Source organism: Campylobacter sp. RM10537, assembly GCF_022369435.1.
Taxonomy (GTDB): Bacteria; Campylobacterota; Campylobacteria; order Campylobacterales; family Campylobacteraceae; genus Campylobacter_D; species Campylobacter_D molothri.
Genome location: NZ_CP059597.1, coordinates 639,483 through 653,259, shown reverse-complemented (window position 1 = coordinate 653,259; position 13,777 = coordinate 639,483). Strand labels below are relative to the sequence as shown.

12 protein-coding genes and 1 pseudogene are annotated in these 13,777 nt (G+C 26.6%); 11 read left to right on the top strand and 2 right to left on the bottom strand.

Going from position 1 to position 13,777, the window contains the following annotated elements; genetic code table 11:
- The first annotated feature begins 82 nt into the window (after positions 1-82).
- Complete coding sequence (locus tag CMOL_RS03320; RefSeq protein ID WP_239820681.1) at positions 83-3,052, top strand: DNA translocase FtsK; 2,970 nt, start codon at positions 83-85, stop codon at positions 3,050-3,052.
- A gap of 29 nt (positions 3,053-3,081) precedes the next feature.
- Here the strand turns inward: CMOL_RS03320 and rpsO are convergent, their stop codons facing one another.
- Positions 3,082-3,354 carry a 30S ribosomal protein S15 gene (rpsO, locus tag CMOL_RS03315; protein WP_200281601.1) on the bottom strand — a complete coding sequence of 91 codons (273 nt, stop codon included), beginning with the start codon at positions 3,352-3,354 and terminating at the stop codon, positions 3,082-3,084.
- A gap of 151 nt (positions 3,355-3,505) precedes the next feature.
- Between rpsO and CMOL_RS03310 the strand changes: the two are divergent.
- The 5 genes and pseudogenes from CMOL_RS03310 to CMOL_RS03290 all read left to right on the top strand — a co-directional run bounded on the left by CMOL_RS03310 (position 3,506) and on the right by CMOL_RS03290 (position 7,986).
- Positions 3,506-3,921 (top strand): annotated as a pseudogene (locus tag CMOL_RS03310) (Rrf2 family transcriptional regulator).
- Positions 3,905-6,079: a flagellar biosynthesis protein FlhA gene (gene flhA / locus CMOL_RS03305; RefSeq protein WP_239820679.1), complete on the top strand. Its 2,175-nt coding sequence runs from the start codon at positions 3,905-3,907 to the stop codon at positions 6,077-6,079. Before CMOL_RS03310 ends, flhA begins: the two are co-directional and overlap by 17 nt.
- A gap of 8 nt (positions 6,080-6,087) precedes the next feature.
- On the top strand, positions 6,088-7,146 hold the full coding sequence (locus CMOL_RS03300) for a DHH family phosphoesterase (protein ID WP_239820678.1): 1,059 nt from the start codon (positions 6,088-6,090) through the stop codon (positions 7,144-7,146).
- Positions 7,121-7,357, top strand: a complete 237-nt coding sequence (locus tag CMOL_RS03295; RefSeq protein ID WP_239820677.1) for a hypothetical protein — start codon at positions 7,121-7,123, stop codon at positions 7,355-7,357. The genes CMOL_RS03300 and CMOL_RS03295 overlap by 26 nt, the downstream gene beginning before the upstream one ends.
- Positions 7,354-7,986 carry a hypothetical protein gene (locus CMOL_RS03290; protein ID WP_239820676.1) on the top strand — a complete coding sequence of 211 codons (633 nt, stop codon included), beginning with the start codon at positions 7,354-7,356 and terminating at the stop codon, positions 7,984-7,986. The genes CMOL_RS03295 and CMOL_RS03290 overlap by 4 nt, the downstream gene beginning before the upstream one ends.
- Here CMOL_RS03290 and CMOL_RS03285 read toward each other — a convergent pair.
- Positions 7,974-8,114: a hypothetical protein gene (locus CMOL_RS03285; protein WP_200283618.1), complete on the bottom strand. Its 141-nt coding sequence runs from the start codon at positions 8,112-8,114 to the stop codon at positions 7,974-7,976. The two genes, CMOL_RS03290 and CMOL_RS03285, sit on opposite strands and share 13 nt — an antisense overlap.
- Positions 8,115-8,285: 171 nt before the next feature.
- Between CMOL_RS03285 and CMOL_RS03280 the strand changes: the two genes are divergently transcribed.
- From CMOL_RS03280 to fspA, 5 genes are all read left to right on the top strand, one after another.
- Positions 8,286-9,275, top strand: coding sequence for a c-type cytochrome (locus CMOL_RS03280; protein WP_239820675.1), 990 nt, complete (start codon positions 8,286-8,288; stop codon positions 9,273-9,275).
- 590 nt (positions 9,276-9,865) lie between these two features.
- The gene (locus CMOL_RS03275) at positions 9,866-10,930 is read left to right on the top strand and encodes a tyrosine-type recombinase/integrase (protein WP_239820674.1); all 1,065 of its coding nucleotides are present in this window, start codon (positions 9,866-9,868) and stop codon (positions 10,928-10,930) included.
- Entirely contained in the window at positions 10,920-12,695 is a 1,776-nt protein-coding gene (locus CMOL_RS03270) for a bifunctional chorismate-binding protein/class IV aminotransferase (protein ID WP_239820673.1), read from the top strand. The genes CMOL_RS03275 and CMOL_RS03270 overlap by 11 nt, the downstream gene beginning before the upstream one ends.
- Positions 12,692-13,261, top strand: coding sequence for an anthranilate synthase component II (locus tag CMOL_RS03265; RefSeq protein ID WP_200283611.1), 570 nt, complete (start codon positions 12,692-12,694; stop codon positions 13,259-13,261). The genes CMOL_RS03270 and CMOL_RS03265 overlap by 4 nt, the downstream gene beginning before the upstream one ends.
- A 68-nt stretch (positions 13,262-13,329) precedes the next feature.
- Complete coding sequence (gene fspA / locus CMOL_RS03260) at positions 13,330-13,728, top strand: flagellum-secreted nonflagellar protein FspA (protein ID WP_239820672.1); 399 nt, start codon at positions 13,330-13,332, stop codon at positions 13,726-13,728.
- The last annotated feature ends 49 nt before the right edge of the window (positions 13,729-13,777 follow it).

Below are 13,777 nucleotides of genomic sequence, written 5' to 3'. Positions count from 1 at the left end.
AATATTTTTTTAAGGAAAAAACATCAAAAAAGAAGCCATTTTTACTATTTCTACTTTTGGTATTTTTTATTTATGTCTTTGTATGCTAACTCCTAGTATGGGAAGTTGGATTTATAAAATAAATTTATTTTTATTTGGAGAATTTGGATATTATTATCCCTTTTTCTTGTTTATTTTAAATTATTTTTATTATAAAAGAAATTATAAAATAGAAAATTTTTCACGCCAAGAGCTTTTTGGCATAGGTTTTGCTCTTTTTTCAACACTACTACTTTTTTCAGTACTTTATAGGGGTTATGGTTATATTTTAGAATTTATCTATACTATTTTTTCTACTCTTTTAGGACATGTAGGAAGCGGTATTTTTGCACTTCTGCTTTTTGTTTTTTCTTTGATTTTATTGTTTCCAAAATTTGCAAAAGAACTTTTGAAGATAGAGTTAAATTTTGCGATTTTGCTTAAATTGGAGCAAGCTTTAAAAACGTTTTTAATGAGAATTTTTGGAGGAGAAACCGATAAAGACGATATAGGAAAATCAGAACCAAAAGCTCCAATTGTAGAAGTTAAGCAAAAACATTTAGCTCAACCTTTAAGTGAAATTGAGGAATTAGTAAAAATTAATAATATTAATGCAAGTAAAAATTCTATTACAACAGCGAAGGAAAATTTTGAAAAATTGAAAAATCAAATTTTAGATGAAAAGGTAGAGATTGATAAAGAAAGTTTAGAAGAGGCGAAGAGTTTTGTTTATGAAAATTCACAACAGGTTAGAAATTTTGTGCAAAAAGCTAGTAGAAGTAGTATAAGTCTTGATGAAGAATTTAATTTTATTTTAAAAGAAGAGGTAGATATGATCCCAGAGCGTTTTTTAAAACCTAAAAAACTTGAAGAAATCAAGCAAATAGATACCACAGGTAGAAATTTAGATGAACCAAGCTATAAAAGAAAAAATATAGAAATTTCATTACCAAAACAAGAAATAAAACCAAAAATTTTCACTAAAGAATTAGAACAAAGAGAAGATTTGATACAAAAAGCAAAACTAGAGCAAGAATACAAAGCTTATCAAAATGAAATTCTTGAAAATAAAGTAAAAGCAGAAATTCAAGAATTGGAAAAAGATGACAAAATAGAATTAGATTTAAATAATATTATAGAAGGTAATAAATATAATTTTGAAGAAACAATTCAAAATTTTACAAAACAAGAAGAACCTATAGAATCTAATTTCCAAGAAATTCACGAAAATCCTATAATAGAAGAAGAAACAGTAAAAGCCAATCAAACATCTATACATTATCATACAAATTTTGAAGAGCCTGAAATTTTAGATTTTAGCGAAGAGAATTTTAAGCCTAAAGAAATAGAAAGTATGAATGAAAATACTGATGATTTTATGCCTGTAGTTGAAGAATTGGATCGTCCTTATATTGATCCAATTCCTGTTATCAAACTTCAAGAAGATGAAAAAGAGGAAAGTCAAAAAACTTTTGAAAAAATTAGCGAGCAAAATAACAATGAAATTAAAGAAGAGATTATAAGCGAAAACAAAGAAGAGGAAATTATTAAACAAAGAGCTATTTTAGCAAAAGAAATTGAACTCAATAAAGCGCTTTTAAAAGAAATAGAACAAGGAGAGATGGAGAAGCCAAAAGATTTTAAATTGCCTCCACTTGACTTTTTATCTAATTTTTCACAGCATAAATATGATGTTAATGAGCTTGAAATTGATAAAAAAATTTACAATTTGCTTGAAAAATTACGTCGTTTTAAAATAGGCGGAGATGTAACTAAAACCTATGTTGGCCCTGTGGTGACTACCTTTGAATTTCGTCCAAGTGCAGATGTAAAAGTAAGTAGAATTTTAAATTTGCAAGATGACTTAACTATGGCTTTAATGGCAAAATCTATACGTATCCAAGCTCCAATACCTGGAAAGGATGTAGTAGGTATTGAAGTTCCAAATGAAGAAATACAAACGATTTATTTACGTGAAATTTTAGAAAGTGAAGTATTTAAAAACTCTAAAAGCCCCTTAACTATCGCCCTAGGAAAAGATATCGTAGGTAATGCTTTTGTGACCGATCTTAAAAAATTACCTCATTTATTGATAGCTGGAACTACTGGAAGCGGAAAAAGCGTAGGAATTAATTCTATGCTTTTAAGTCTTTTATATCGTAATTCTCCAAAAACTTTGCGTTTAATGATGATCGATCCAAAAATGCTTGAATTTAGTATTTATAATGATATCCCACATCTTTTAACTCCTGTCATTACAGATCCTAAAAAAGCAGTCAATGCTCTTTCTAATATGGTTGCAGAAATGGAAAGACGTTATAGATTGATGGCAGATGCAAAAACCAAAAATATAGAAAATTATAATGAAAAAATGAAAGAAATAGGAAATGAAGAACTACCTTTTATTGTTGTCATTATTGATGAATTAGCTGATTTGATGATGACAGCAGGCAAGGATGTAGAATTTTATATAGGACGTCTTGCACAGATGGCAAGAGCAAGTGGAATTCATTTAATTGTTGCTACTCAGCGTCCTTCTGTAGATGTTGTAACTGGACTGATAAAAGCAAATTTACCGAGTAGAATTTCTTATAAAGTAGGGCAAAAAATAGATTCTAAAGTTATTTTAGACGCCATGGGTGCTGAAAGTTTGCTTGGAAGAGGGGATTGCTTGTTTACACCTCCTGGAACAAGTTCTATTGTAAGATTACATGCTCCATTTGCAAGCGAATTTGAAATAGAAAAAATTGTTGATTTTTTAAAGGATCAGCAAGAGGTTTGCTATGATGAAAATTTTTTACAAGATTCCAAAAATTCATCTTTAATTAATGATAATTTTTCAGATGATGGAGAAGTAGATGAGCTTTATGAAGATGCAAAAAGAATTATTTTAGAAGATCAAAAAACAAGTATTTCTTATATACAAAGAAGATTAAATATAGGTTATAATAGATCAGCAAATATAATAGAAAAATTAACAAAAGAAGGTTTTTTAAGCGAACCTGATTCTAAAGGAAAAAGACAAATTTTATGATATCCTTAAAATAAAGGATATCATAAAAATTATTTATCTCTAAGATTTAATTCATTGATTAATTTAGAGTAAGAATTGTAATCTTTTCTTTTAAGATAGCTCAAAAGTCTTTTTCTTTGTCCAACTAGTTTTAAAAGTCCTAATCTTGAAGAAAAATCTTTTTTGTAGATTTTTAAATGTTCTGTAAGCTCTGCAATTCTTGCGCTTAAAAGAGCTACTTGAACTTCTGTTGAACCAGTGTCACCCGGTTTTCTAGCGAATTTCGCAACAATTTCTGCTTTTTTAGCCGAATCTAAAGCCATATTGACCTCCTGATTGGTATATTTTAAAACCGTGATTTTATCAAATAAAAACCAAAAATAAACTGAAATAACTTTAATTTAAATTTTTTAAGCCTTTTTCTAAGAAAATTTTATTATAATTAAAAACTATATATTCTCAAAGGAGAAATTTGTGCTATTTACTAAAGCAAGCGAATATGCTTTACTTTCTTTAATTTATATTGCTCAAAAAGAAAAACCTCAAGATGTAGATTTTCTATCGAATGAGCTTAATATTCCAAAAAGTTTTTTGGCTAAAATTTTACAAACTTTAGCTAGAGATAATTTGCTAAATTCTTTCAAGGGTACAAAAGGAGGTTTTACTTTAGCAAAAGAACCCAAAGAATATAATATTAAAGAAATTATAAATAGCGTAGAGAAAAAAGAAATCAGTGTTTTTGAATGTAGCGGAGGAGTGTGTCCTGATAATAAAGAAAAAAAATGCACCCTTATGCCTTTACTTATAGAATTGCAAGATAGAATAGATGGATTTTTAAGCTCTATAACCTTAGCGGATATTATAAAAAAATAAATGGCAAAAAAAAATAAAATATTTGACCTTGTCTTTCCTTTTTTAGGACCATTAATTGGGCCAATTTTAAAGGCTAAAAGTCTTACTATAGTTGGTTTTATAGTTTGTATTTTAGCTATTATTATTGTTCCTTTACCAAGTCCTATTTTAGACTTTTTTTTGGCTTTAAGTATTGCTTTGTCGGTTTTAATTATCCTTATTTCTATTTATATTCCAAAACCAACAGATTTAACTACTTTTCCAACTTTAATTTTAATCATAACACTTTTTAGACTTTCTTTAAATATTGCTACAACTCGTATGATTTTAAGCGAAGGTCAAAATGGACCTGAAGTTGTAAGTGAAATTATTGCTTCTTTTGGTGAATTTGTGGTTAGTGGAAATATGGTTATCGGAGTAATCGTATTTTGTATTCTTGTTTTAATCAATTTTATGGTTGTAACTAAAGGAAGTACCAGAGTTTCTGAAGTACAAGCGAGATTTACACTTGATGCGATGCCAGGTAAGCAAATGGCTATTGATGCGGATTTAAATGCTGGTCTTATTGATGAACAAACAGCACGTGCAAGACGTCAAGAAATTATCGCTGAAGCAAATTTTTACGGAGCAATGGACGGTTCAAGTAAATTTATTAAAGGTGATGCAGTTGCTGGTATTATTATTACAATCATTAATATTATTGGTGGTTTTTTAATCGGTTCTTTTCAGCATGATATGCCATTATCTACTGCTGCTTCAACTTATACCATACTTACTATAGGAGATGGTCTTGTATCGCAAATTCCTGGCCTTATAACTTCTACGGCTACGGCTATTATTATTACTCGTGCAAGTAAAGATGAGGATAATTTTGCAGAGGGAACTTTAAATCAGCTTTTAAGTGAATATAGAACTTTATTAATTGTAGGTTTTGTTTTATTTATTTTTGCCTTAGTACCAGGTCTACCTCACTTATCTTTAGGCTTTATGTCTTTGGTATTTTTAGGTTTAGGATTTTTAACTAAGCAAGTAAAAGAAGGTAAAATTGAAATTATGGCAGCTAAAAAAACTAAACCAAGTGCGGCAGCTGGTAGCGGGGCAACTGCACCAAGTGCGGCAGCCCCTGCTAAGAAAAGCGAAGAAGAAATTTTAAAAGAAGAGGAACATAAAATCAATGATATTCTTAAAGTTGAAATTTTAGAGCTTGAGCTTGGATATGGACTCATAAAATTAGCTGAAAGTGAATTAACTGAAAGAATTAGATCTATGAGAAGAAGTATTGCAGAAAGCTTAGGGTTTTTAATGCCAAAAATAAGAATTCGTGATAACTTAAGACTTAAACCTAATGAGTATAGTTTTAAATTAAAAGGGGTTTCTATAGCGAGTGCCGAAATTTATCCAGACAAATATTTGGCTATGGATAGTGGATTTATCACTGAAGAAATTGAGGGTATAGCAACCAAAGAACCTGCTTTTAACTCTGATGCACTTTGGATTGATGCAAATTTAAAAGATGAGGCTACTCTTAATGGATATATAGTGATAGATCCTGCAAGTGTAATTTCAACCCATATGAGCGAGCTTATCAAATCTCATGCAAGTGAACTTTTAACACGCCAAGAAGTGCAAAATCTTTTAGATAAAGTTAAGAATGATTATCCGATTATAGTTGAAGGTGCTTTAAGTGTAGCGCCTGTAAGTCTTATTCAAAAGATTTTAAAAGATTTACTCAAATATCACATACCAATTAAAGATATGCTTACTATTTTAGAATCAGTTAGCGATATTGCTGAAGTAAGCAAAAGTTTTGATATGATCATAGAGCATGTAAGAGCGTCATTAGCAAGAATGATTACAAATATGTATTTAGATGATAAAGGAAATTTAGATATTTTTATTTTAGATTCTGCTAGTTCTGCAGTTTTAATGGAAAATGTTCAATTTAGGGACGGAAGTTATCATTTACCTTTGAGTGTAGCACAAACTGGTGTTTTGGTTGATACTTTAAGAGCTGAAGTAGCTGCAGTTTCCAATGGTCGTATTAAACCTTTTATACTTTGCGTTGAACCACAACTTAGAAAATTTATTGCTGATATTTGTTATAACTTTAATATTAACATTGTTGTGCTAAGCTTTGCTGAAATTGCTGAAAATACTAATTTTAATACAGAAGGTATTATAAAGATAGAACTTTAAGGAAAATAATGAAAATTTATCATCTTTCACATACAGATCTTGATGGCTATGCTTGCCAATTTATTACTCATTTTTATTTTAAAAATGTAAAATTTTATAATTCAAACTACGGAAAAGAAATTAATGATAATTTTAATGCTATTTTAAGCGATATCGAAAAAGATGAAAATTTTGAAAAAGCAATTATTTTGATTACAGATTTAAATTTAAGTCTTTCTCAGTGTGAAGAATTTGGCAAAATATGTCAAGAAAAAAAAATTAAAATTTTTTTGCTTGATCATCACCAAAGTGGAGAAGAATGCGCAAAAAAATATTCTTGGTATTTATTAGATTCAAAAAGATCGGCCACTAAAATCACTTATGATTTTTTCTCTAAAATTTGCCATACAAATTTAGAACTTTCTCGTTTTGTTAATGTTGTGAATGCTGTTGATATTTGGCTAAATACTGATAGAAATTTTGAACTTGGTAAAGTTTTTTTGGGTTTAGTTGCTAACGCTAAAGAAATCAATCGAGTGATGTTTAAAGAAATACAAGTTTATTATATTTTTTTTCTTTTTGAAAGAGCTATTAAATTTATAGGAAAAGAAAATTCTCATATTTTACTTGAAAATGCTATTCACTTTATTAAAAAAGATTTTTTTATGAAAAATTATGATGATACGCTTGCTAATTTAATTTCTAGTTTTGTTGTTGAAAAGCTAGGAGAATTAAAAGATAAATTTACTATAGAATACGAAGGGCACAAGGGAATTTTAACCATTAATATAGGAAATACTTCCATCATTGGAAATGATTTTTTAATCAAAAATCCAGATTATGATTTTTTTATAGATGTTAGTTCAAGAAAAACATTAAGTTTTAGAGCAAATGGTAAGATTGATGTTAGTTTAATGGCTAAAAAATTAGTTAATGGAGGAGGGCATAAAAATGCAAGCGGTGGTTTATTTTCAGCCTATAAAGATAGCCCAAATTATTCTTATATCAAAGCTCAAATTCTTGATCTTATTAAAAGCAAAGAATTAACAAAGGAAAATAAAGATGTCCAGACAAAAGAACTTAAATGAAGAATTAGAGGATTTACAATACGAATTAAGCATTGTTTTAGAAGCCATGCTTTTATATGCTGGTGTTAAAAGAGAAAAATTAGAATTAGCTATTGAGGCGTATATAGATAATATAGATTTAATATTAAAAGATTCTAAAAAAGAAGGCGTTGATGAAATTTTAGAAGTTGTAGAATTTTTAAAAAATAATCATAAGGACCTATTTGTATGAAAAAAATAGCTTCAATATTTTTAAGCTTATATTCTTTAATTTATGCTAATATTTATGAAGATTTAAGTGATTTTGCTTATAAAAAAAAATCTGATAAAAATTTTAAAATTGAAAATGTAAAAATAGTGCATTTTTCTAAAAATAATAAAGAATGTTTGGAGCTTTTAATAAAATCTAATCAAGTGCAAATTTTAAAAACTTATAATTCTTGTAAAAATTTAGAAAAAGATTCAAATTTTAATGATTTTTTAAATCGTGATTTTCTAAATTTATATAAAAATGATGGACAAACAATCTCTGAAATGATTCAAGATTTAAAACGTGCTATGCAAGATATTATGATTTATTATAAATTGCATTATAATTTTAGTCAAAATATAGATGATATGAGTAAAAATAAGAATTTAAGTATTTTAAATATAGATCCAAAAGAGGGCGGAACTTTACTTTATAAAGTTAATAACCAAGCATGTGTTGGGATAGAACTTTTAAGACATAATTCTAAAATGGCTATGAAAGTCTATGGTATAGAAAATTTAGATAAAAAATGCAAATTCTTTACAGAATCTCCAGATTTTAAAGATATTTCCTATACAGCAAAAGATTTTAATTGGTATTATTTAGAATAAAAAAATAATTTAATTTTTAAAAAGACTTTTTTGAAAAAATTGATTTTATTGGAAAAATCATTTTGTCCTAAATTTTGAAAAACACAAGTGTCTAAATCTCTTTTTTCTTGGATACTTAAATTTTTCATTGTAAATCTTAACCTTATATAAAATATTGCAAATAGGTATTTTATTTTAAATTACTTTAGTTTTTCATTAAAAATTTAGCGATTAATCCTTTTTTTAATTTTCATTGACTTTTATTAACCAAAGTTATATAATTAATTACGATTTAATTTTCTAAAAAGGAGAAAAAGCTTATGAAAAAGAAAATTTCTGTAGCTTTGGCACTATTATTATTTGGAAGTTGTGCATTTGCACTTGATCAAAAATTAGAAAAAACTAAAAGTGCTACAGGTATTAATTTACCTAAAGCCAAATGGATTTTACCTGAAGCATTAAATGAAGATGGTACAATCGATGAAAGTAAAATGCCAAAAGATTCTAAATATGCTCAAATGGTAATTTTTGGTAATAAAATTCTTAATGAAACTAGCAAATATACTGGACCTCAAGCAAAAGATCCAAAGAAAAGATTTGCCGGAAATAATCTATCTTGCTCTAGCTGTCATGCAGCAGCTGGGAGTGTTCCAAATCAAGCGGGTTTTGTAGGGATTTGGGGGAGATTTCCACAATATAATGCAAGAGCGGATAAAGTTATTACTTTAGCTGATAGGATTAATGGTTGCTATGAAAGATCTATGAATGGTAAACGTATGCCAGAAAATTCTCCAGAAATGAAAGCAATGCTTACTTATATGCAATGGTTATCTCAAGGTGTTCCAGTAGGAGCTAAAATCGAAGGACAAAGTCTTAAAAAAATAGATTATCTTACAAGAGCGGCAGATCCAAAAAAAGGCAAAAAAATTTACATGGATAAATGTGCAGTTTGTCACCAAGAAAATGGTCAAGGTTTAAAAAATGAAGATACCAAAGGAGCTTATTATATCTATCCACCATTATGGGGAAAAGATAGCTATAATACAGGAGCTGGAATGTATCGTTTGATTAAAGCAGCTTCTTACATTAAGGAAAATATGCCTCAAGGAGATCCTAATTTAACTCTTGAAGAATCTTATGATGTAGCTGCTTATATGAATTCTCAAACTCGTCCTATAAAACCACATAGAGATCAAGATTTTCCAGATAGAAAAGTAAAACCTTTAGATATGGATGTTGGACCTTACGATGATAGCTTTTCTACGACACAACATCGCTATGGACCTTACAAACCAATGTTAAAAAAATAAAAATTTTATCAGGCAATAAAATTATCTTGCCTGATAAATCTTATTTTAAAGTCTTAATTTTATAAAAAATTTTATTTCAAATTTTCTTTTACTGTTTTAAATAACTTTAAAAATTAAAATAGGGTAAAAAATAATAAAATCATCATTTAAAAAATAACTTTCTTAAAACAAAAATTCTCAAATAAATTTTTATATTTTTTCTTCGATTGTAAAAAAATAATTTTCAAAAATCAAAATAGAGTATTGAAAGTAAAAAACAATAAAGCCAAAATTTAGTTTTCAAAATACAGATAAAAATTAATAAATTTTTATGATAAATTTTATGGATAAGTTAAAAAATTACAAAAGGTAAAGTATTTAAAACATGAATTCTTTATGCTTTAAAGCATAAAGAATCACTTTATTTCTATAAAAATAAAAAAGTTTGAAAATTATAGTTTTCAATACAAAATTAGAATTTAATATGTATTTTTACCTTTTATCATACTTTTTTAAGTATTCCAATCTTTTAATTTTTTAACTCATAAAAAGCTTTTTTTTACTAAGTTGATACTAAAATATTCTTTCTAAAATAAGATTGGGAAATAAAAATGAAATATCCTTTAGATTGTGAAGAAAATTTTGAAAAATCTTTTTTATTTTGGTTAGCTAAATATGTGAAATTTAAACTTAATTCTCTTTCAAATAAAGAGTTAAAAAATCCAGAAGTTTTAGCAAAAATTAATTTCTCGCTTACCAAAGGTGTTACAAATATAGAAGAATTAGATGCTTTGGCTAAAAAAGCAAGAAATATAGGCTTAAGTGGAGTTAATACTTATTTTAATCCTTTAAAAAAACTTTTTGAATATTTAAAATTTTATAAACTTCACTCCTTAAAACAAATAGATGAAGAGTTAATTGTTGAAATTCTAGCTAGTATCACAGGATCTTTATCTGATGCAAGCAAAAAAAATCACCGAATTGCCGTGATTAATTTTTTTGATTTTTTAGATAAACAAAATGAAGAAGATAATAAATCTCATATTTTTGATATTAATCTTAAAAATTGGGCAGGAATTACCGGTTCTAAAGGTGTAAAACTTCCTGAATTTATGAGCGAAGAAGAAGTTAAAAAATTTCTTGATGCAATAGAAAATGCTGATTTTAAAAATAACACCATACGCAATCAACTTATTATAAAAATTATCATTTTTACAGGAATTCGTGTCAGCGAAGCTATTAATATAAAAATGGGTGATATTAGCGAAGAAAATGATCTTTATCTTATAAGAATAAGATCAAAAGGCAATAAATATCGTATTGTTATGATTAAAAAAGAACTTATAGAACATTTACTTAAAAATGTCCAAATTAATTATATGAGCAAAGATACCTTGCTTTTTGTTAATAAAAAAGGTACTCCCCTAACCCAATCTTATATTAGTCGCATTGTTGAACAACTTCTATTTCGTGCAGGAATTCGCAAACAAAAAAATGGAGCACACATGTTACGTCATACCTTTGCTACCTTACTTTATAAAAAGCAAAAAGATTTAGTTTTGGTACAAGAAGCTTTAGGCCATGCCAGTTTAAACACTTCAAGAATTTATACTCATTTTGATAATGATAAATTAAAACTTGCTGCACAAGTAGCAAAGGAAATTAGTGAACGCTGAAAATTTTGCAGTTTTTGGAAAATATTTATATTATGATTTAAAATACATTTTAAGAGCTTATAATCAAAAACAAAGTAAAAAATATTTTAATTTTGTGGAAAAATATAAAGAAAAATTTTATTTTATAGTTCTTGCTGATTATGAATTTTATAAATACTTATATAATGCAGATTTTAAAAGCAAAGAAGCTTATTTGGTATTTTTTGCTTATAAGAAAAGGAAGAAATTCTCTTCTTTGGTTATTGATGAGAATAGATTTTTACCCTCTTTTTGTGATGAATTAAATTTTCAAAACTATAAAGAAAATTTCTTAAAAGTTAAAGAGGCAATTGCTAAGGGTCAAAGTTATCAAGTTAACCTTACTCAAAATTTTCATTTTAATACCTTGCTTGATAGTTATTATTTATTTAATCTTTTATTAAAAAAACAAAATACACAATTTAAGGCTTATATTAAAGATAAAAACCGAGAGATTTTATCTTTTTCTCCAGAATTATTTTTCAAAACTAAAAATAATACAATTATTACAAAACCTATGAAAGGAACAATAAAACGGGATAAAGATCCAAAAAAAGATAAAGAAAATAAATTTTTCTTAAAAAATGATATTAAAAATTTAAGTGAAAATGTAATGATTGCAGATCTTTTAAGAAATGATCTTTCCAAGCTTATTAAAAAACAAAGTATGAAAGTAAAACTTTTTAAGATACAAAGTTACCCTACTTTACATCAAATGACTTCCATAATCAAAGGTTCATTAAAAAAAAATATAAATTATTATAAAATTTTTAAAGCTCTTTTTCCTTGTGGATCCATCACCGGCGCCCCTAAACTTGAAACCATAAAACTTATCGAAAAACTTGAAAAAAGAAAACGCGGAATTTATTGTGGCTCTATAGGACTTATACATAAAAATAAAAGTAAATTTAGTGTTGCAATACGCACTTTGGAAAAAAGAGAGAATTATCAATATAGTGTGGGCGGTGGATTGGTTTGGGATTCTGATTTAAATAATGAATTTGACGAATTAAAATTAAAATCTGAATTTTTAATGCCTAAAGATTTTTTTCTTTTTGAAACCATGTATTATAAAAATGGTAAAATTTTATTTTTCAAGCAACATTTGCAAAGAATTTTAAATTCAGCTATAAAGTTTGGTTTTAATACGCAAATTTTACTTAAGGAATTTGATAAAATATTGCAAGAAAAAGCTAATATAAATGAATTTTTAAACCTAAATATTCATAAATTAAATAAAAAGCTTTTTTCAAAGGAGCATAATTTATTTTATACTAGTCACTTTAAATCTAAACATAAGCAAGCCATTATAAAACTTATTTTAGAAAAAAATGGAAACTATCATATTTCTTATAGTCATATAAAAAATAATATAAATAATACCCTACTTTTAAGCAAGGAAAAATTAAACTCAAAAAGCGATTTTTTATACCATAAAAGCTCTATAAGAACTTTATATATAAATAAAGAAGAATTATGGAAAAATGATTCATGTTATGATATAGCGTTTTTTAATGAAAAAAATGAACTTTGTGAAGGAACAAGAAGCAATATACTTATAAATAAAAATGGAAAATTTTATACACCCGCTTTAAATAGTGGCTTATTAAATGGAATTTATCGTTCTTTTTTAGTGCAATTGGGTTATGTGCAAGAAAAAAATATTTATAAAAAAGATTTAATAGAAGCAGATGAAATTTATTGTATTAATTCTGTTAGAGGCTTAAAAAAGGTTATTTTAGAATGAAAAAAATTTTATTTATAGATAATTATGATTCTTTTAGTTATACCATTATTTTTTATTTAAAAGAATTAGGATATCAATGTAAAGTTATAAAAAACGACGAATTTAAAAAAGTAAAAAATTTAGATAAATTTGATTTTACACATTTAATTATCTCTCCAGGTCCTAACTCCCCTAAAGAATCAAAATTAAGCCTTAAAGCTATTAAATATTTTAAAAAAAGTAAAAAAATTTTAGGAATTTGCTTGGGGCATCAATGTATTGCTAAAGCTTTTAAGGGAGAGGTAAAAAAAATGAATAACCCTATCCATGGTAAAACTTCAACTCTTATTTTTAAAAAAGACCCACTTTTTAAAGGTGTAAAAAAAAATATTAAAATTTGCCAATATCATTCCTTGCATATAAGCAAAATGCCTAAAAAATGTAAAATTTTAGCCAAAAATTCTCAAGACATTATCATGGCAATTAAACATAAAAAATATAGTATTTATGGCATACAATTTCATCCTGAAGCTATTTTAAGTCAACAGGGTAAAAAAATACTACGTAATTTTATGAAAATTTGTTAGTTAATAGATGTAAATAATAATAAAAAAGAGACGATATAAAAAATATATCGAAGTTAAGGAGAAATAATATGAAAATTGATAATACTCTAAAAGAATTAAGTCAATATACCAAAATAAATACAGATAATACACAAAAAGAAAAAGAAACAAAAGATACGCAAAAGTTAGATTCAGCTGTTGAAGTTACTATTAGCAAAGAGGCAAAAGAAAAATCTAGTAGGCAATTGCAATCTAAAAATAATCAAAATTCCAATGAATCAAATTCTCAAGATGATAATACAGATAAGCTTGCAGAATTGATGCAAAAATTAGCAGAAATACAAGCAAAAATAGCAGAACTTACTGGAAAAATGGCTAATGCTGATAAAAATCAACTTGCAAGTTTGCAAAGTCAAGTTGCAACATTGATTGGTCAATCTGCAACTATTCAGGCACAAATTCAAGAGATTCAAAATCAACAAAAATAAATAATTTTTCCAAAAGTTTAAGAATGCTATAATAAAGCATTTTATTTTT